This window comes from Nonomuraea sp. NPDC050478 (genome assembly GCF_044458265.1).
GTDB classification, from domain to species: domain Bacteria; phylum Actinomycetota; class Actinomycetes; order Streptosporangiales; family Streptosporangiaceae; genus Nonomuraea; species Nonomuraea ferruginea.
Genome location: NZ_JBITHT010000002.1, coordinates 903,161 through 919,912, shown reverse-complemented (window position 1 = coordinate 919,912; position 16,752 = coordinate 903,161). Strand labels below are relative to the sequence as shown.

Annotated in this window: 17 protein-coding genes; 9 read left to right on the top strand and 8 right to left on the bottom strand. The window is 71.4% G+C overall.

Annotation, left to right across the window (positions count from 1 at the left end):
- Nucleotides 1-657 precede the first annotated feature (657 nt).
- Entirely contained in the window at nucleotides 658-1,293 is a 636-nt protein-coding gene (locus ACIBF7_RS12280; RefSeq protein ID WP_397197103.1) for a GPP34 family phosphoprotein, read from the bottom strand.
- 188 nt (nucleotides 1,294-1,481) lie between these two features.
- On the opposite strand from ACIBF7_RS12280, the gene ACIBF7_RS12275 reads away from it, so the two are divergent.
- Nucleotides 1,482-1,967, top strand: a complete 486-nt coding sequence (locus ACIBF7_RS12275) for a hypothetical protein (RefSeq protein ID WP_397197102.1) — start codon at nucleotides 1,482-1,484, stop codon at nucleotides 1,965-1,967.
- A gap of 10 nt (nucleotides 1,968-1,977) precedes the next feature.
- Here ACIBF7_RS12275 and ACIBF7_RS12270 read toward each other — a convergent pair whose 3' ends face one another.
- From ACIBF7_RS12270 to ACIBF7_RS12255, 4 genes are all read right to left on the bottom strand, one after another.
- Nucleotides 1,978-2,556, bottom strand: a complete 579-nt coding sequence (locus tag ACIBF7_RS12270) for a Uma2 family endonuclease (protein WP_397197101.1) — start codon at nucleotides 2,554-2,556, stop codon at nucleotides 1,978-1,980.
- 57 nt (nucleotides 2,557-2,613) lie between these two features.
- The gene (locus ACIBF7_RS12265; protein WP_148032592.1) at nucleotides 2,614-3,219 is read right to left on the bottom strand and encodes a hypothetical protein; all 606 of its coding nucleotides are present in this window, start codon (nucleotides 3,217-3,219) and stop codon (nucleotides 2,614-2,616) included.
- 238 nt (nucleotides 3,220-3,457) lie between these two features.
- The gene (locus tag ACIBF7_RS12260; protein ID WP_397197100.1) at nucleotides 3,458-4,045 is read right to left on the bottom strand and encodes a DUF4126 domain-containing protein; all 588 of its coding nucleotides are present in this window, start codon (nucleotides 4,043-4,045) and stop codon (nucleotides 3,458-3,460) included.
- 4 nt (nucleotides 4,046-4,049) lie between these two features.
- Complete coding sequence (locus ACIBF7_RS12255) at nucleotides 4,050-4,952, bottom strand: phosphotransferase (protein ID WP_397197099.1); 903 nt, start codon at nucleotides 4,950-4,952, stop codon at nucleotides 4,050-4,052.
- A gap of 69 nt (nucleotides 4,953-5,021) precedes the next feature.
- On the opposite strand from ACIBF7_RS12255, the gene ACIBF7_RS12250 reads away from it, so the two are divergent.
- Entirely contained in the window at nucleotides 5,022-7,400 is a 2,379-nt protein-coding gene (locus ACIBF7_RS12250; protein ID WP_397197098.1) for an FAD-dependent oxidoreductase, read from the top strand.
- Here ACIBF7_RS12250 and ACIBF7_RS12245 read toward each other — a convergent pair.
- The 3 genes from ACIBF7_RS12245 to ACIBF7_RS12235 are packed head-to-tail and all read right to left on the bottom strand — an operon-like array spanning nucleotide 7,357 to nucleotide 9,999.
- The gene (locus tag ACIBF7_RS12245; RefSeq protein WP_397197097.1) at nucleotides 7,357-8,136 is read right to left on the bottom strand and encodes a GntR family transcriptional regulator; all 780 of its coding nucleotides are present in this window, start codon (nucleotides 8,134-8,136) and stop codon (nucleotides 7,357-7,359) included. The two genes, ACIBF7_RS12250 and ACIBF7_RS12245, sit on opposite strands and share 44 nt — an antisense overlap.
- A gap of 49 nt (nucleotides 8,137-8,185) precedes the next feature.
- Nucleotides 8,186-9,310 carry a nitronate monooxygenase gene (locus ACIBF7_RS12240; protein ID WP_397197096.1) on the bottom strand — a complete coding sequence of 375 codons (1,125 nt, stop codon included), beginning with the start codon at nucleotides 9,308-9,310 and terminating at the stop codon, nucleotides 8,186-8,188.
- Nucleotides 9,311-9,351: 41 nt separating this feature from the next.
- Nucleotides 9,352-9,999 (bottom strand): acyltransferase, encoded by a 648-nt coding sequence (locus ACIBF7_RS12235; RefSeq protein ID WP_219550934.1) that lies wholly within the window; start codon nucleotides 9,997-9,999, stop codon nucleotides 9,352-9,354.
- 106 nt (nucleotides 10,000-10,105) lie between these two features.
- On the opposite strand from ACIBF7_RS12235, the gene ACIBF7_RS12230 reads away from it, so the two are divergent.
- From ACIBF7_RS12230 to ACIBF7_RS12200, 7 genes are all read left to right on the top strand, one after another.
- Nucleotides 10,106-11,767, top strand: coding sequence for a CTP synthase (locus tag ACIBF7_RS12230; RefSeq protein ID WP_148032585.1), 1,662 nt, complete (start codon nucleotides 10,106-10,108; stop codon nucleotides 11,765-11,767).
- A 44-nt stretch (nucleotides 11,768-11,811) separates the two neighbouring features.
- A complete protein-coding gene (locus ACIBF7_RS12225) occupies nucleotides 11,812-12,420 on the top strand; it encodes an NUDIX domain-containing protein (protein ID WP_397197095.1) in 609 nt (202 codons plus the stop codon).
- Nucleotides 12,417-13,343, top strand: a complete 927-nt coding sequence (locus ACIBF7_RS12220; protein ID WP_148032583.1) for a site-specific tyrosine recombinase XerD — start codon at nucleotides 12,417-12,419, stop codon at nucleotides 13,341-13,343. The genes ACIBF7_RS12225 and ACIBF7_RS12220 overlap by 4 nt, the downstream gene beginning before the upstream one ends.
- A gap of 116 nt (nucleotides 13,344-13,459) precedes the next feature.
- The gene (locus ACIBF7_RS12215) at nucleotides 13,460-14,401 is read left to right on the top strand and encodes a ParA family protein (RefSeq protein WP_148032582.1); all 942 of its coding nucleotides are present in this window, start codon (nucleotides 13,460-13,462) and stop codon (nucleotides 14,399-14,401) included.
- Complete coding sequence (locus tag ACIBF7_RS12210; RefSeq protein WP_219550938.1) at nucleotides 14,398-15,216, top strand: ScpA family protein; 819 nt, start codon at nucleotides 14,398-14,400, stop codon at nucleotides 15,214-15,216. Before ACIBF7_RS12215 ends, ACIBF7_RS12210 begins: the two co-directional genes overlap by 4 nt.
- Nucleotides 15,209-15,940 (top strand): SMC-Scp complex subunit ScpB, encoded by a 732-nt coding sequence (gene scpB / locus ACIBF7_RS12205; RefSeq protein ID WP_397197094.1) that lies wholly within the window; start codon nucleotides 15,209-15,211, stop codon nucleotides 15,938-15,940. Before ACIBF7_RS12210 ends, scpB begins: the two co-directional genes overlap by 8 nt.
- A 507-nt stretch (nucleotides 15,941-16,447) precedes the next feature.
- Nucleotides 16,448-16,752: hypothetical protein (locus ACIBF7_RS12200; protein WP_397197093.1), on the top strand; the 305-nt coding region annotated here is incomplete at its 3' end.

The following is a 16,752-nucleotide window of genomic DNA, read 5'->3' as shown; positions in this document are numbered from 1 at the left end:
TCGGCGCGTTGCTTCTTGGCGGTGCGGGGAGGAGCGCCTGCCGGTTCGCTGAATTTCAGGGAGTCGAGTCTCAGGTCGAGTCGGCGGCGGGCCGCCGCCCAGGCCACGCCGAGGAGCGCCAGCGGGAGGAGCCAGAGCCAGGCCGTGTGTCTGAAAGAGACGATCGCCACCACCGTCGGTTCGCGGAGGCTGGTGGCCAGGACGTCCACGGTGACGGCGCCGGCGTCTTAGGCGTCCGGGTCGCTTACGTCGATCACGCGTTGTTCGCGTCCTCCGGTGATGGCGCGGGGCTCCGAGGCGGGGGTCGTGGTCTCGACTCCCAGCCGGGGGAAGCGCAGGGTGATGGACGAGCCGGAGCGGGGCGCAGGGTCACCGTCACCTTGTCCGCCGGCGGCTCCGTTCCGCTGGTCAGGTGGGCCAGGTCTCGCCGAACTCGATCGGGGTGGGCGCGGGCGATCAGCCTCGGGCTGTGAGGCTGGCATTCAGGCGTCGAGCCCTGACGGCTGCGTGGTCCGGAGGGCTCCCGTAGTGGGGGCCGGGATGCCTTGCGGTTCGCTGGGTGGTTCCTGGTTGCCGGGAGCCGGCTCGTGCGGGAGGTTCGCCATCGCGTCCACCACCGTTCGCTGCGACGTGGGCCCGTCCCCGATCTCCGTCTGGTCAGGTGGCGGTGCCGCCTGTGATCCTGCCGATGCTCTCCTTGGCGGCCTGGTCGAACGATCGTGCGACCAGGGTGCCCAGGGGGTTCTGGGCTGCCATCTCCTGGGCGCGTCGGCGTTCCGGTTTCGGCAGGTTCTTGGGGAGGAGCTTGCCTGCGTGGGCCAGGGAGACGAGTGCCGAGACGCGGGCGTCGGGCTCGGCTCCGGTCAGCACGGCTCTCAAGCGGTCGTGGAGTGCCGCTCTTGGCGCCGGGCTGGTCTCAGGGTAGACCTCCTCTTTGAAGATGCGCAGGTAGCGGCGGGTTTCTGCGGTGATCAGGCCTTGGTGTACGAGCGCGGCCAGTAATCGGGTGCGGCGCTCGGGTGTGTACATCGAGACCCACCAGTCGGTGAAGGCCGGGGGTGGGCCGCTGTGGGCTGTCAGGTGGTGGAGTGTCTCGTCCAGTTCGGGGTTGCCGGTGGGCTCGGGGTCGCGTACGTGCAGGTGGCCGTTCTCCAGGGCGAGTCTGTCCGTGACGACGAGTTCGGCGAGCACGGCGGCGCTCAGCGTGTAGTCCAGCATCTCCTGGTTGACCGAGACCACGCCGTCGGGGCGGAGGGCCAGCAGGAGGAGCTCTTCGGCGATGAGCGGCTTCATGGATTCAATCTGGCGCATCGCGAGCCGGCATGGGCACCCGAAGCCTCTGGAGGATCGCCCGGCGAGTGGCCCGGGAAACTGCGAGGAGGCGGCTGCCGAGGAACGGCTAGGGTGCGGGGATGCGGCGGTGTGCGGGGTGCGGGTTGTGGGAGCCGGCCGGGGCGCCGGGGTGTGTGAAGTGCGCCCGGGTGGTGGACGGACTCGTCGAGGAGGGGTGGCGGGAGTTTCTGCGGGGGGAGTTCGGAGGGCTCTCCGCTGAGGAGGAGCGGGGGGTCGCCGAGATGGTGATCGACGAGCTCGACCGGCATCTCTGGCGGGTGGTCGACGCCGCCTATGACCGGCTGGTCTGCGGGGAGTGCGGGGGAGCGCTCAGCCGAGGGCGCGCCGGGTGCGCCACGTGTGATCGGGCGCATGGTTACCGGTACGCGGCGGTCGAGGTGGATCGGCCGGGGGTGGTGCCGGGGAACGAGCATGCGCTGCGGGTGAACGTGTCGGTGGTGCGGCGGCCGTACGGGATCTCCGAGAAGGAGTTGCTGGCGCGGCGGCTGTCGCTGCCGATCCTGCTGGAAGGACATCTGCCGACCATCGAGCAGGCGCAGGCGGCCCGGGCCGTTCTCAACAAGGGCGGATCGGCCGAGGAGTACGCGGCCTTCATCTATCAGGAGTGGAGTTAGCGGGGCCGCCTCAGCGCCTGACCTTGTCCAGGTCGAGATCGACGTCGACCGGGAAGCCGATGTCGGTGCGCAGCCGGCCGCGATGGATGCCGGTGGGCAGATAGGCCTTGACGGCGGGCTCCAGCTCGAAGGTGTAGGCGACGGGGCGGTCGTCCTCCAGCTCGACGCGCCAGAAGTGTTTGATGCCCGCGCTCGCGTATTTGCTCGGCTTGGTGGTGCGGTCTCTGTCGCGGGACTCCTCGGAGACCACCTCGACCACCAGATGAACGTCTGCCGGCTTGAAGGTGGTGAGGCCGATCTGCTGGGCGGCAGCGGCCTTCACCAGCATGATGTCCGGCTCGGGGCGCTGGCGCAGGCCCAGGGTCACGGTCATCTCCCGGATGACGACGAGGTGGTCGGGCGGGCGGAGCTCTCTTTCCAGCAGCCTGAGAACAAGCATGTGGAACATTGTCTGGGGCGACATCATGATGAGCCCACCGTCGATCAGCTCGATGTGCGGGGGCGCGTCGGGGGGGAGGTGATCGAGCATGTCGGCGGTCCAGCCGCCCGGAGGGCCGGGGTAGAACCATTCCGGAAAGGCTGTGGTCATGACGACGCCTCCTCGGAGATGTGACCCTTTGGAATCATGATGACACAGTGGGTGGTGTCAGGGCTGCTCTTTGCGGTCCTGCATGGTCCTGCGGTAGAGGTCGTCGATCTCCTGGAGGGGGTCGGGGGCCGGGCGGCGGGCCTCGATCTCCAGGTCGGTGCGGGTGCGCAGGTCCTCCAGGCCGGTGGCCGAGTGTTGCACCTGGTCGCTGAGGAGATCGGCGCGGATGCGGGCGCACATGGCCGTCAGCTTCGCCTGGTGCTCGCGCAGCGTGCCCAGCGTGGCGTGGTCGACGTAGCGTGAGACGCGGGCCTGCTGCGCGTACATGCCGAGCTGGCCGTCGTGCACGTCGGCCTGGGCCGTCAGGTCGGACAGCAGGCGGGGCAGGTCGCCCAGGCCCCAGCCCTGGCGCTGGGCCTGCTCGACCGCCTGACGGGTCAGCGAGACCTCGCGGCGCAGGTCGAGGCGGAGGCGCTCGACCTCGGCGGCGTCGCCGGCGCCCATGGCGTTGACGTGCGTGGTCAGCCGGGTGGTGGCCTCCCTGGCCTTGACCGCGGCCTTCTTGCCGACCTTGACCAGCACGTAGACGCCGACCCCGGCGATCAGCAGCAGGAACGCCAGGATGACCAGCACGATCATGAGGAGCTCGCCGATCGGGGACACCTCCTGTGTGGGGCTCTTGGTTTCGAGGATAGTGCCCCCGCGGCGATGGGAAAGGCCCGGCAGCGGGGTGAACGCTGCCGGGCCTCTCGTCATGCGGGCGCGGGGCGGGGGCCACTGAGCGCCCGCACGGCCGGCGGGCCGCCGTGGGGCGGACGCGGAACCCGACGGTACGGAACGAAGCGGGCGCGCCACATCCGCCTGGCAGGTGTTGACGCGGTGACCGGTGCCGCGCTACCGGTCAGATCCGGTTCCGGCGGGCGCGCCGGCGGCGGATCTTCCTGATGACCCACCAGGCGATCAGCGCCAGCAGGATCAGGGCGAGGATCACCAGGACCGGCGCGAACACCGCCACCAGGCTCAGGCCCAGGGCGCCGCTGTCTTCGGCGACGCTGGCCACGGGGGCGCCGGCGCCGGCCGTGGTGGCGTTGACCACCGGCCGGGCCGCGGTCTTCAGCAGGTGCACGGCCAGCGCCATGACGATGCCCAGCACCCAGCCGAGCCACGGGTTCTCCGCCATCCAGGCCGAGCTGTCCAGCTCGGCCGCCGCGGTGGTGGCGCTGAACACCACGCCGCCGGACGCCGGCCGGACCGCCGTCTGGATCACGTCGTTCACCGTGTCGACGGCCGGCACCTTGTCCAGCACGAACTCGGCGGCCAGCAGCACCGCGATCACCCCGAGCACGCCCCAGTTCGACAGCCAGGCGTACCCGTCGGGCAGCTTCACCGCGTCGGTGACGTTGGCGAGCACGCCCACGACCAGCAGGGGGATGTAGGCGTTCAGCCCGGCGGCGGTCGACAGGCCGAGTCCGGTCAGAGTGGCGAACATGGTTCTAGTCTGCCCGCGCCGCCTCGTCCATGAGGGACGGAAGCTCCGCGCCGGTGAACTCGGCCACCGCCCGCTCGTACTTTTCCATCCCCCACGACCAGAAGTCGAAGTCGATCGGCTGGTCCGCGCCGTCCTGGATCGACGCCCACAGCGTCCAGCCGTACTTCGCCATCAGCCCCAGCAGCCGGGCGCGCGCGATCTTGTGGCGCAGGCGGCGGCCGTAGTAGGCGGTCACCAGCTCCTCCAGCTGGTCGGGCGAGAGGTCCGACTCGCTCCACAGGTTGCCCAGCTCGAAGCAGGGGTCGTTGTTGCCCGCGTACTCGTAGTCGATCAGCCAGAGGCGCTGCCCGTCGTCGATGATGTTGCCGGCCAGCAGGTCGTTGTTACACGGAACCGTCGCTTCACGCCGCACTTCCAGACATTTCTGGATTTGAGCGACAAGAGGCATGAACTCCAGATACCGCGCCGGCAGCCGGAACCCGCGCTCCCGCACGATCCCGAGATACCGCCGCTGCACGTCGAACATGTCGAACTCGCGAGGGAAGCGCGGCCCCGCGTGCAGCCGCCGGCACGTCTCGGCCAGCCGGGGGAGGTTCGCCGGGTCGCGCACGTCGGCCTCGGTGAACGTGCGCCCGGGGATGTAGCCCACGACCAGCCCCTCACCCGGCAGATAGGCGTGCACCGGAGCGCCCACCCCCGCCTCGGCGGCGGCCAGCGTCGCCAGGTGCTCGGCGTCCCTGTCGATGAACAGCAGCGAGCCGTCGCCGCCGAACACCCGCACCACGAACACCCCGCCGTCGGTCGTCACCTTGAAGTTGCGGTTGGTCAGCCCGCCGGGCAGCTCCTCCACGGAACGCGGCACGCCGGACAGCAGGGGGATGCGGTCGAGGATCTCGAGCACGGCCATGGTCGATGCTAAGCCGACGCGCGTTAAACGGTCTAGACCTTTAGAGTCACCGAAGGTTAGCCTCGCCGCATGAGCGACTCCGCGCGCATCGTGATCATCGGAGGTGGCGTCGGCGGCGCCTCCGTCGCCTACCATCTGACCCTGCTCGGCGAGCGGGACGTGATCCTGCTGGACCGCGACGAGCTCACCAGCGGCTCGACCTTCCACTCGGCGGGCCTGGTCGGCCAGCTCCGCGCCGACCCCACGCTGACCAGGATGAACCAGTACTCCGTGGAGCTCTACCGGACACTGGACGCGGGCTGGACCGAGTGCGGCGGCATCAAGCTGGCCTCCACTCCCGAGCGGATGGCCGAGATCCGCCGCCAGATCGGCTGGGCGCGCACCTTCGGCCTGCCGCTGGAGGAGATCTCCGTCGCCGAGGCGGCCGAGCTGTTCCCGCTGATGAGCACCGAGGGCGTGGTCGGCGCCGCCTACCTGCCCACCGACGGCCAGATCGACCCCTCCCGGCTGTGCTACGCGCTGGCGGCCAGGGCCAGGGAGGGCGGGGCGCGCGTCCGTACCCGCACCAGGGTGCTCGGCCTGGACGTCACGGACGGCCGCGTGACCGGGGTGCGCACCGACCAGGGCGACATCGCCTGCGAGGTCGTCGTCAACTGCGGCGGCATGTTCGCCGCCGAGATCGGCCGCATGGCGGGCGTGCGCGTGCCGATCGTGCCGATGTCGCACCAGTACGTGGTCACCGACGCCTTCCACGAGCACCGCGACCTCCCCACGCTGCGCGACCCCGACCTGCTCGTCTACTACCGGCAGGAGGTCAGCGGTCTGGTCATGGGCGGGTACGAGCGCGAGTGCGCCCCCTGGACGGCCACGGCCGCCTCCCACGACGCGATACCGGATGACTTCAACGGCCGGCTGCTGCCCGAGGACTGGCCGCGGCTGGAGGAGATCTTCGACAACTCCCGGCTCCGCGTGCCCGCCATGGCCGACGTCGGCATCCGCAAGCTGATCAACGGGCCGGAGGCGTTCACCCCGGACAACGAGTTCATCCTGGGCGAGACCGAGGTCGGCGGGTTCTACGTGGCGGCCGGGTTCTGCGCGCACGGCATCGCGGGGGCGGGCGGCATCGGCAAGGTGATGGCCGAGTGGATCGTCGGGGGCGAGCCGTCCATGGACCTGTGGCACATGGACGTCCGCCGGTTCGGCGCCCAGTACCGCTCGCCGTCCTACACGCTCGCCCGCGCGGTGGAGAACTACGAGACCTACTACGACATCCGCTACCCGGGCGACGAGCGGCGGGCGGGCCGGCCGCTGCGGGTCTCTCCCGCGTACTCCTGGCACCGCGGCCACGGCGCGGTGTTCGGCGAGAAGTCCGGCTGGGAGCGGGTCAACCATTACGGGAGCGACGCCGGCGACGGGGACGAGCGGCCGCGCGGCTGGGCGGGGCGCAACTGGTCGCCCGCCATCGGCGCCGAGCACCGCGCCACGCGCGAGGCCGCCGGGCTGTTCGACGAGAGCTCGTTCGCCAAGATCGAGGTGACCGGCCCGGACGCCGCAGCCCTGCTGGAGTGGGTCTGCGACAACCGGGTGGCCCGCGCGATCGGCGCGGTCACGTACACGCAGGCGCTCAACCGGCGCGGCGGGATCGAGTGCGACTTCACCGTCACCCGGCGCGGCGAGCGGGAGTTCCTCATCGTCACCGGCACCGCGTTCGGCTCGCACGACCTCGGCTGGCTGCGCAAGCAGGCCCGGCTGCGCGGCGCCGACGTGCGGATCGCCGACGTGACCGGCCAGTACGCCTGCTTCGCGCTGTGGGGGCCGCGCGCCCGCGACATCCTCGGCGCGCTCACCCCCGACCCGCTCGACTTCCCGTTCATGACCTCGCGCGAGCTGACCGTGGGCGACGTGCCGGTGCTGGCGCTGCGGGTGACGTTCGTCGGCGAGCTGGGCTGGGAGCTCTACTGCTCCAGCGAGTACGGGCTCGCCCTGTGGGAGACGCTGTGGCGGGCGGGTGAGCCGCACGGCATGGTCGCCGGCGGCTACAAGGCCATCGACAGCCTGCGCCTGGAGAAGGGCTACCGGGTGTGGGGCGCCGACATCGGCCCCGAGACCACCCCGTACGAGGCCGGGCTCGGTTTCTGCGTCAAGATGGACAAGGAGTTCCTCGGCCGGGAGGCCCTCGACCCGCGGCCGAAGCGCAGGCTGCGCTGCGTCACGCTCGGCGACCCGCGCGCCGTCGCGCTCGGCAACGAGCCGGTGCGCGTCGACGGCGAGGTGACCGCCCGCGTCACCTCCGGCGGCTACGGCTACACCGTCGGGTCCTCCATCGCCTACGCCTACCTGGAGGCCGAACCGGGCACCAAGGTCGAGATCGAGGTGGAGGGCACGTGGGTGCCCGGCACCGTCGTCAAGGAGCCGCTGTGGGACCCGGCGGGGGAGCGGGTCCGCTGACCCCGGACCGCACCGAGATCCGCACCCGGTCCGGCCGGAACAGGTCGCGGGCGTGCTCGACAGGCGTGCCGTCGCCGGCGTAGGCGGTGCGCTCGATCCGCATGAGCGGCGCGCCCGGCTCGATGCCGAGCTCCGCCGCCTCCGCCGGGCCCGCGACCACCGGGTCGAGGTGCTCCAGCGCGGTGCGCGGCGCCAGGTCGTAGCGCTCGGCCAGCAGCGCGTACAGCGACCTCGTCAGGTCCTCCTCCAGGAAGCCGGGCAGCGCGGGGAAGAACGAGCGCTCCAGCGCGACCGGCGAGCGGCCCGCCGAGCGCACCCGCGCCACCTCGTGCACCGGCTCGCCCGCCGCGAGCTCCAGCGCGGCGGCCACCGAGGGCGGCGCGGGCACCGTGCGCGCCACCAGGACGCGGGCCTCGGCCCGCAGATGGGCGCGGCGCATCTGCTCGGTGAACCCGGCCAGCCCCGTCAGGTCGCACTCGACGCGCGGCTCGGCCACGAACGCCCCGCCCGCCCGGCCGGGCACCCTGATCAGCACCCCGTCGGACTCCAGCCGCGCGAGGGCCTGCCGGAGCGTCATCCGGCTCACTCCGAGCCGCCCGGCCAGCTCCCGCTCCCCGGGCAGCCGGTCACCCGGCGCCAGCTCGCCCCGCTCTATCGAGTCGAGCAGCCACCGTTCGATCTGCACGTGCGCGGGCACGCCGGTGCCCCGCTCCAGCTCAGGCGGTGTCCCGACCACACCGCATACTGACACGCTTCGGGGGCTGAGCGCCAAAGCGGGTGAAGCGTCACTCCGCCAGCCGGTTGAGCCGATCCAGCGCCTCGCCGAACTCGCTGATCATCTCGTACACCACCTCGCGGGCCGGCTTCACCTGGTTCAGCTGCCCCACCACCTGGCCGACGAAGTAACCGGCCAGCTCCAGCGCGCCCGGCTCGCCCCGCTCGGCCGCCGCCGTGATGCGGGCCATCGCGTGCTCGGCCACCAGCATTTGCAGCGGCATGCCCAGCGGGCCGGGGCTTTCCTGGCCGTGGTCCCACTCCTCGGTCCACGCGGTGGCGAGCTGGCGGGCCGGCTTGCCGGTACGCGAGCGCGACCGGACCGTGTCCAGCGACGAGGCCGCCAGGAACTTGCGCTTGACCGCCCGGGGCGTCTCCGCCTCCTCCGTGGTCAGCCAGACCGAGCCGCACCAGACGCCCTGCGCGCCGAGCGCCATCGCCGCCGCCATCTGGCGGCCCGAGGCGATGCCGCCGGCGGCCAGCACCGGCACCGGCGCGACCGCGTCCACCACCTGCGGCGTCAGCACCAGCGTGGAGATCTCGCCGGTGTGGCCGCCCGCCTCGGTGCCCTGCGCGACGATGACGTCCGCGCCCGCGGCCACCTGCCGGCGCGCGTGCTCCACGGTGCCGACCAGCGCCGCCACCGGCACCCCCGCCGCGCGCGCCCGCGCCACCATCTCCGGCGGCGGCGGGCCCAGCGCGGAGGCGATCAGCCCGATCGGGTGCTTGAGCGCCACGTCGATCAGCCCGGTCGCGCCCGCCGCCGACACCCGCCGGGCGAACTCGTCGGCCGCCGCGCCCACCGGCTGCTGCCCGGGCCCGCCCACGCCGTACTTGGCCATCAGGTGCGTGACGAAGTCGCGGTGCCGCTCGGGGATCAGCTCGGCGACGCGCACGCCGCCGAGGGCGGCGGCGTCCACCTTGCCGGGGACGAGCACGTCCACGCCGTACGGTCTGCCGCCCACCTGCTCGTCGATCCAGGTGAGCTCCACGTCGAGCTGTTCGGGGGTGTACGCGATCGCGCCCAGCACACCGAACCCGCCCGCGTTCGTCACCGCCGCCACCACGTCACGGCAGTGGCTGAAGGCGAACAGCGGGAACTCGATGCCTAGACGCTCGCTGATGGCGGTCCGCATGCACCGACGCTAACCGCCAGAAGCATGTTCGGTCCAGATGGTCAGGAAGCGGCCAGCGGCGAGACGCCCGGCGCGTGCCAGCCTAAGTCCGCGTCGTACGCCCGCACGAGCTTGGCCGGCACCCCCGCCACCACGCTGTGGTCGGGGAACTCGCCGCGCACCACCGCGCCGCCCGCCACCACGCACTGCCGCCCCAGCCGGGTGCCGGGCAGCACGATCGCGCCCGCGCCCAGCCATGAGCCCGACCCGATCGAGACCGGGTTGTTGCGCGGCCACTGCCGGCCGATCGGCACGTCGGGGTCGTCGTAGACGTGGTTCTGGTCGGTGATGTAGACGTACGGGCCGGTGAAGACGTCGTCACCGATGTCGATCGACTGATGCGCGACCACGTGCGTGCCGCGGCCGATCGAGCAGCTCTCGCCGATCCGCAGGATCGAGTCCGGGCCCAGGTCGGCGCCCGGCCACATGCCGCACGACAGCGACACGCGCTCGCCGATCAGCGTGTGGTCGCCGATCTCGATCCATTCCTCGCCGAAGATCGCCCCCGGGGGGAAGGCGATCTTCGCTCCCTCGCCCAGATGGCGGAACCGGTAGCCGGCGGGAGTGCGCGGGGTGATCGCGCCGGCCTCCCGGACCGCCGCGTAGGCACGGTGGATCAGCGTGCCGATCGCCCGCCGTACAAGTGACATAAAGACCAAAGTTACCGCTTGGTCATACCGTTCGGGCATGTGAGGGGCGTTGTTTGATATCCTGAGAGCCCGTGGACACTAGCCACACCTAGCCACGGGAGCCTCCTTGCGCAGCGCCACGCAAACCAAGCATCTGTTCGTCACCGGCGGCGTCGCCTCCAGTCTCGGCAAGGGGCTCACCGCCTCCAGCCTCGGCCGCCTGCTCAAGGGCCGCGGACTCCGGGTCACGATGCAGAAGCTCGACCCCTACCTCAACGTCGACCCAGGGACGATGAACCCGTTCCAGCACGGCGAGGTCTTCGTCACCGACGACGGCGCCGAGACCGACCTCGACGTCGGCCACTACGAGCGCTTCCTCGACACCGACCTGCACGGCTCGGCCAACGTGACCACCGGCCAGGTCTACTCCAACGTCATCGCCAAGGAGCGGCGCGGCGAGTACCTCGGCGACACCGTCCAGGTCATCCCGCACATCACCAACGAGATCAAGGACCGCATCCGGGGCATGGCCGGCCCCGACGTCGACGTGGTCATCACCGAGGTGGGCGGCACCGTCGGCGACATCGAGTCGCTGCCGTTCCTGGAGGCCGTGCGGCAGATCCGCCACGAGGTGGGCCGCGACAACGTGTTCTTCCTGCACGTCTCCCTGCTGCCCTACATCGGCCCGTCGGGCGAGCTCAAGACCAAGCCCACCCAGCACAGCGTGGCCGCGCTGCGCAGCATAGGCATCCAGCCCGACGCCATCGTGCTCCGCTCCGACCGGCCCGTCCAGGTCGCGATCAAGCGCAAGATCAGCCTGATGTGCGACGTGGACGAGGACGCCGTGGTCAGCTGCGTCGACGCCGCCTCCATCTACGACATCCCGCGCGTCCTGCACTCCGAGGGGCTCGACGCGTACGTGGTGCGCCGCCTCGGCCTGCCCTTCCGCGACGTCGACTGGAAGGAGTGGGACCAGCTCCTGCGCCGCGTGCACCGGCCCGCCAAGGAGGTCACGATCGCGCTGGTCGGCAAGTACATCGACCTGCCCGACGCCTACCTGTCGGTCACCGAGGCGCTGCGCGCGGGCGGGTTCGCCAACGACGCCAGGGTCAACATCCGCTGGGTCAAGAGCGACGACTGCGAGACCCCCGAAGGCGCCGAGCGCGAGCTCGACGGCGTCGACGGCGTGCTCATCCCCGGCGGCTTCGGCGTGCGCGGCATCGAAGGCAAGATCGGCGCCATCCGCCACGCCCGGGAGAACAAGATCCCGCTGCTCGGCATCTGCCTCGGCATGCAGGGCATGGTCATCGAGGCCGCCCGCGACATGGCCGGCCTGGAGGACGCGAACTCCGCCGAGTTCGACCCCGACACCAAGCACCCCGTCATCTCCACCATGGCCGACCAGGAGGACGTCGTCGCCGGCGAGCGCGACATGGGCGGCACCATGCGGCTCGGCAGCTACACCGCCAAGCTCGGCGAGGGCACCCTCGCCCGCCAGCTCTACGGCAAGGCCAAGGCCGCCGAGCGCCACCGCCACCGTTACGAGGTCAACAACGCCTACCGCGAGCGGCTGGAGAAGGTCGGCCTGGTGTTCTCCGGCGTGTCGCCCGACGGCCGCCTGGTCGAGTACACCGAGCTGCCCGCCGACGTGCACCCGTTCTTCATCGGCACCCAGGCCCACCCCGAGTTCCGCTCCCGGCCCACCCGCGCCAACCCCATGTTCAAGGGACTCATCGGCGCCTCGCTCGCCTACGCCGACAGCAGGGTGGCGGCTAAGGTGGCCAAGTGAAGATCGGCTCGGGTGACCGGCAGGGGGCGGAAGCGGGTGCGGACATGATCCAAGACACGCCCGAGTCCTGGGAGGTCGTCGAGACCAGGAAGCGGTTCGAGGGCTACGTGATCGACGTGGTCACCGACACCGTGCGGATGCCGCGCGACGAGACCGCCGACCGCGACTACGTCCGCCACCCCGGCTCGGTCGGGGTGCTCGCGCTCGACGACGACGGGCGGGTGCTGCTCATCAGGCAGTACCGCCACCCGGCCCGGCGGCTGCTGTGGGAGCTGCCCGCCGGGATCCGCGACGTGGAGGGCGAGCCGCTGGTCGAGGGCGCCGCCCGCGAGCTGGCCGAGGAGGCCGGCTACCGCGCCGCCACCTGGCACACCCTCGTCGACATCCTCACCTCGCCCGGCTGCTCCGACGAGCGCATCCGCGTCTTCCTGGCCCGCGGCCTGGAGAAGATCCCCGACGAGGAGAACCACTTCGAGCACCGCCACGAGGAGATCGGCATGCCGGTCGAATGGGTGCCGCTCGACGACGCCGTGCGCCGCGTGCTCGCGGGGATGATCCACAATTCTGCGGCCGTGGCCGGTATTCTCGCCGCATATGCGGCCGCGGCCGACGGGTTCGCCGGCCTGCGCCCGGCGGACGCTCCGGAGGCATGAAGGAAAGGACCATTCCCGTGGAGGCGGTGCTGTCCAGCTACCTCGCCCACCTCGCGGTGGAGCGCGGCCTGGCCGCCAACACGCTCGCCTCCTACCGGCGCGACCTGCGCCGTTACGCCGAGCACCTGCGCTCGCGCGGCCGGGCCGAGCTCGACCAGGTGGCGGAGTCCGACGTACGCGCCTTCCTCGCCGCGCTGCGCGAGGGCGACGGCGAGCACCCGGCGCTCGTGGCCAGCTCGGCCGCACGCGCCGTGTCCGCCGTGCGCGGCCTGCACCGCTTCGCGCTGCGCGAGGGCGTCACCGTGCACGACCCCGCCCATCAGGTGCGCCCGCCACGCCAGCTCCGCAGGCTTCCCAAGGCTGTCTCCGTCGACCAGGTCGAGCGGCTCATCGCCGCCTCGGGCCCCGACGGCGCGCCGCTCACCCTGCGCAACCGCGCCCTGCTGGAGGTCCTCTACGGCACCGGCGCCCGCATCTCCGAGGCCGTCGGCCTGGCCGTCGACGACCTGGAGGACGACCAGGTGCGGCTCTGCGGCAAGGGCGGCCGCACCCGCGTGGTCCCGCTCGGCCGCTACGCCCGCGCCGCGCTCGACGCCTACCTCGTACGGGCCAGGCCCGGTCTGCTGGCCCACGGCCGCGGCACTCCCGCCGTGTTCCTCAACGCCCGCGGCGGGCGGCTCACCCGCCAGGGCGCGTGGGAGGTCCTGCAGGCCGCCGCCGAACGGGCCGGACTGGCCGGGATATCTCCCCATGTTCTCCGCCATTCGTTCGCAACACACCTCCTCGACGGCGGCGCCGACGTTAGGGTGGTGCAGGAGTTGCTCGGCCACGCCTCCGTGACGACCACCCAGGTCTACACGCTGGTCACGGTCGACAAACTCAGAGAGGTGTACGCGGCGGCGCATCCCCGCGCCCGTCAGTGATCTATAGTCTTTTGGGTCGTGCGGCACTCCGGCGTGCCGCCTTGCCGCGTTAAGTGGTGACGCCATAGTGTCCGTCCGGACGGTCCGGTTCGGGATCGTCAGGGAGGTTCGAGCTGGTGACTGTGAAGACCAACGGTTCGACCCCGGGGACCCCCGACAACCCCTGGGGTGACACCAAGACCAACGCGCCTTCCAAGGGCGTCAACCTGGGCCCCACGCAGCGGCCCCGCCCGGTGTTCCCGGAGCCGGTGCCGCGCGACGTCCACGGCCCGGCCCGCGTGGTCGCCATGGTCAACCAGAAGGGCGGGGTCGGCAAGACCACCACCACCATCAACCTCGGCGCCGCCCTCGTCGAATGCGGTCTCAAAGTGCTGCTCGTCGACTTCGACCCGCAGGGCGCGCTCTCCGTCGGCCTCGGCATCAACCCGCTCCAGCTCGACCTCACGGTCTACAACCTGCTGATGGAGCGCAACGTCAGCGCCGAGGACGTGCTGCTGGAGACCGGCGTCGAGGGCCTCGACCTGCTGCCCAGCAACATCGACCTGTCCGCCGCCGAGGTCCAGCTCGTCACCGAGGTGGCCCGCGAGCAGGTGCTCGGCCGCGTCATCAAGCCGCTGCTGCCGCACTACGACGTCTGCCTCATCGACTGCCAGCCGTCGCTGGGCCTGCTCACCATCAACGCCCTCACCTGCGCGCACGGCGTCATGGTGCCGCTGGAGTGCGAGTTCTTCGCGCTGCGCGGCGTCGCCCTGCTCATGGACACCATCACCAAGGTGCAGGAGCGGCTCAACGAGGACCTCGAGATCGAGGGCCTGCTCGCCACCATGTACGACGCGCGCACGCTCCACGGCCGCGAGGTGCTCGCCCGCGTCGTGGAGGCCTTCGGCGACAAGGTCTTCCACACCGTGATCAACCGTACGGTGCGCTTCCCCGACGCCACGGTGGCCGGCGAGCCGATCACCACCTTCGACCCGTCCTCGCTCGGCGCCAACGCCTACCGCGAGCTGGCCCGGGAAGTGCTCTCGCGCTGGCCGCAGCCTGCCACAATGGCGAGGTGACAGAGCAGCAGGCCGAGCCCCAGGGCTTCCAGGTCCACCTGGACGTCTTCGAAGGGCCCTTCGACCTGCTGCTCGGGCTGATCTCCAAGCACAAGCTCGACATCACCGAGGTCTCCCTCTCGCAGGTGACCGACGAGTTCATCTCCTACATCCGCTCCCGCGGCCCCGAGTGGGACCTCGACCAGACCAGCCACTTCCTGCTGGTCGCGGCCACCCTGCTCGACCTCAAGGCGGCCCGGCTGCTGCCGTCGGGCGAGGTCGAGGACGAGGAGGACCTCGCCCTGCTGGAGGCCCGCGACCTGCTGTTCGCCCGCCTCCTGCAGTACAAGGCCTACAAGGAGGTCGCCAAGATCTTCGCCGGGCGGATGGCCGACGAGGCGCTCCGCTTCCCGCGCAGCGTCCCCATGGAGCCGCAGTTCGCCGGCCTGCTGCCGGAGCTGGTGCTCGGCATCGGCCCCGAGGAGCTGGCCCGCATCGCCGCCCGCGCCTTCACCCCCAAGCTCCCGCCGACCGTCGGCGTCGGCCACATCTACCAACCGCTCGCCAATGTGCGCGAGCAGGCCGCTATTCTGGTGGAGCGCCTGCGCCGCATGCGCAGAGCCACTTTCAGGGCCCTGGTCGCCGACTGCGAGGGCACCTACGAGGTCATCGCCCGCTTCCTGGCCGTCCTGGAGCTGTTCCGGGAGTCCGCGGTCAGCTTCGAGCAGGTCGAGCCACTCGGCGACCTGCACGTCACGTGGACGGGCACCGACGACGGCGACGTCTCGGTGGGAGACGACTACGAGGAGAGCCCGGAGAAACCCGCAGATGGCTGACGACTCCCGCCCGCGCAAGGACCTGCCCGCCTGGATGACCCTCCCCGGCTCCCTGATCCCGTCCTCTCCCGAGGACCTCCAGGACGCCGCGGAGGCCCCCGAACGTGTCGATCCGCAGGAAGAGCCTGAGGACGCCCGTTTCGAGGAGCCCGTCACCAAGACACCTCCGCACGAGGCGCCGGGTCCCGAGCTCAAGCCGGCGCTGGAGGCCATCCTCATGGTCGTCGACGAGCCCGTACGGGAAGTCACCCTGGCCCAGGTGCTGGAGCGGCCCACCCACGAGGTGGCGGCGGCGCTGCGTGAGCTCTCAGCGGAATACGAAGCCTCCGCGCGGGGTTTCGATCTGAGGCAGGTCGCGGGAGGGTGGCGATACTATTCGCGCCCCGCGTACGCGCCGCTCGTGGAGCGGTTCGTCCGTGACGGCCAGCAGGCGAGGCTGACCCAGGCCGCGCTTGAGACGCTCGCGGTCGTGGCCTACCGGCAGCCGGTGAGCCGGGCGCGGGTGGCCGCGGTGCGCGGCGTCAGCAGCGACGGCGTCATGCGGACGCTGGTCGCGAGGGGGCTGGTCGAGGAGGCCGGCACCGACCCGGAGAGCCAAGCCGTGCTCTACCGGACAAGCTCATACTTCCTTGAGCGTCTGGGACTGAACGACGTCAGTGAGCTTCCCGAGCTCGCGCCGTTCCTCCCCGACGACGTGGAGAACATCGAGGAGACGACGAAGTGATCAACAGGCGAAGCACCCCGTCCGGTGATGGACGCGGTCGAGGACGCGCCGGCGGCTCCGGCCGTGGCGGGCGTCCCGCCTTCCGCTCGGACGATTCGCGCGGCCGTACGCGCCGCGACGACTCCCGTGACGGTTCCCAGCGAGACGAGCGCCGGGGTTCCGGCAGAGACGACTTCAGCGGCGGCTCCCGCCGCGACGACGCGCGCGGTTCCTCGGGCGGGTCCTACCGTGGGGATGACGCGCGCGGGGGTTCCCGCGGTGGCGGTTTCCGCGGGGATGACCGCCGGGGTTCCGGCGGGGGTATCCGCAGCGACCGTCGGGGTTCGCGGGACGACCGTGGCGGATTCCGTCGTGATGACGCGCGCGGGTCTTCGGGCGGTTCGTTCCGTCGTGATGACGCGCGTGGGTCCTCGGGCGGGTCCTACCGTGGGGACGACGCGCGCGGGGGTTCCCGCGGTGGCGGTTTCCGCGGCGATGACCGTCGGAGTTCCGGCGGGGAGTTCCGTGGTGACCGTCGGGGTTCGCGGGATGACCGTGGTGGGTTCCGTCGTGATGATGCGCGTGGGTCTTCGGGCGGGTCCTTCCGTCGCGATGACGCGCGTGAGGGTTCCCGTCGTGACGGTTTCCGTGGCGATGACCGCCGGGGTTCCGGCGGGGAGTTCCGTGGTGACCGTCGGGGTTCGCGGGATGACCGTGGCGGGTTCCGTCGTGACGACGCGCGTGGGTCTTCGGGCGGGTCCTTCCGTCGCGATGACGCGCGTGAGGGTTCCCGTCGTGACGGTTTCCGTGGCGATGACCGCCGGGGTTCCGGC

Coding starts and splice junctions, on each gene's coding strand:
- ACIBF7_RS12240 (WP_397197096.1), bottom strand. CDS start 9,310: ATGCGGACCGCCATCAGCGAGCGTCTAGGCATCGAGTTCCCGCTGTTC.
- ACIBF7_RS12225 (WP_397197095.1), top strand. CDS start 11,812: ATGATCCAAGACACGCCCGAGTCCTGGGAGGTCGTCGAGACCAGGAAG.
- ACIBF7_RS12270 (WP_397197101.1), bottom strand. CDS start 2,556: ATGACCACAGCCTTTCCGGAATGGTTCTACCCCGGCCCTCCGGGCGGC.
- scpB (WP_397197094.1), top strand. CDS start 15,209: ATGGCTGACGACTCCCGCCCGCGCAAGGACCTGCCCGCCTGGATGACC.
- ACIBF7_RS12220 (WP_148032583.1), top strand. CDS start 12,417: ATGAAGGAAAGGACCATTCCCGTGGAGGCGGTGCTGTCCAGCTACCTC.
- ACIBF7_RS12235 (WP_219550934.1), bottom strand. CDS start 9,999: ATGTCACTTGTACGGCGGGCGATCGGCACGCTGATCCACCGTGCCTAC.
- ACIBF7_RS12260 (WP_397197100.1), bottom strand. CDS start 4,045: ATGTTCGCCACTCTGACCGGACTCGGCCTGTCGACCGCCGCCGGGCTG.
- ACIBF7_RS12250 (WP_397197098.1), top strand. CDS start 5,022: ATGAGCGACTCCGCGCGCATCGTGATCATCGGAGGTGGCGTCGGCGGC.
- ACIBF7_RS12280 (WP_397197103.1), bottom strand. CDS start 1,293: ATGAAGCCGCTCATCGCCGAAGAGCTCCTCCTGCTGGCCCTCCGCCCC.
- ACIBF7_RS12255 (WP_397197099.1), bottom strand. CDS start 4,952: ATGGCCGTGCTCGAGATCCTCGACCGCATCCCCCTGCTGTCCGGCGTG.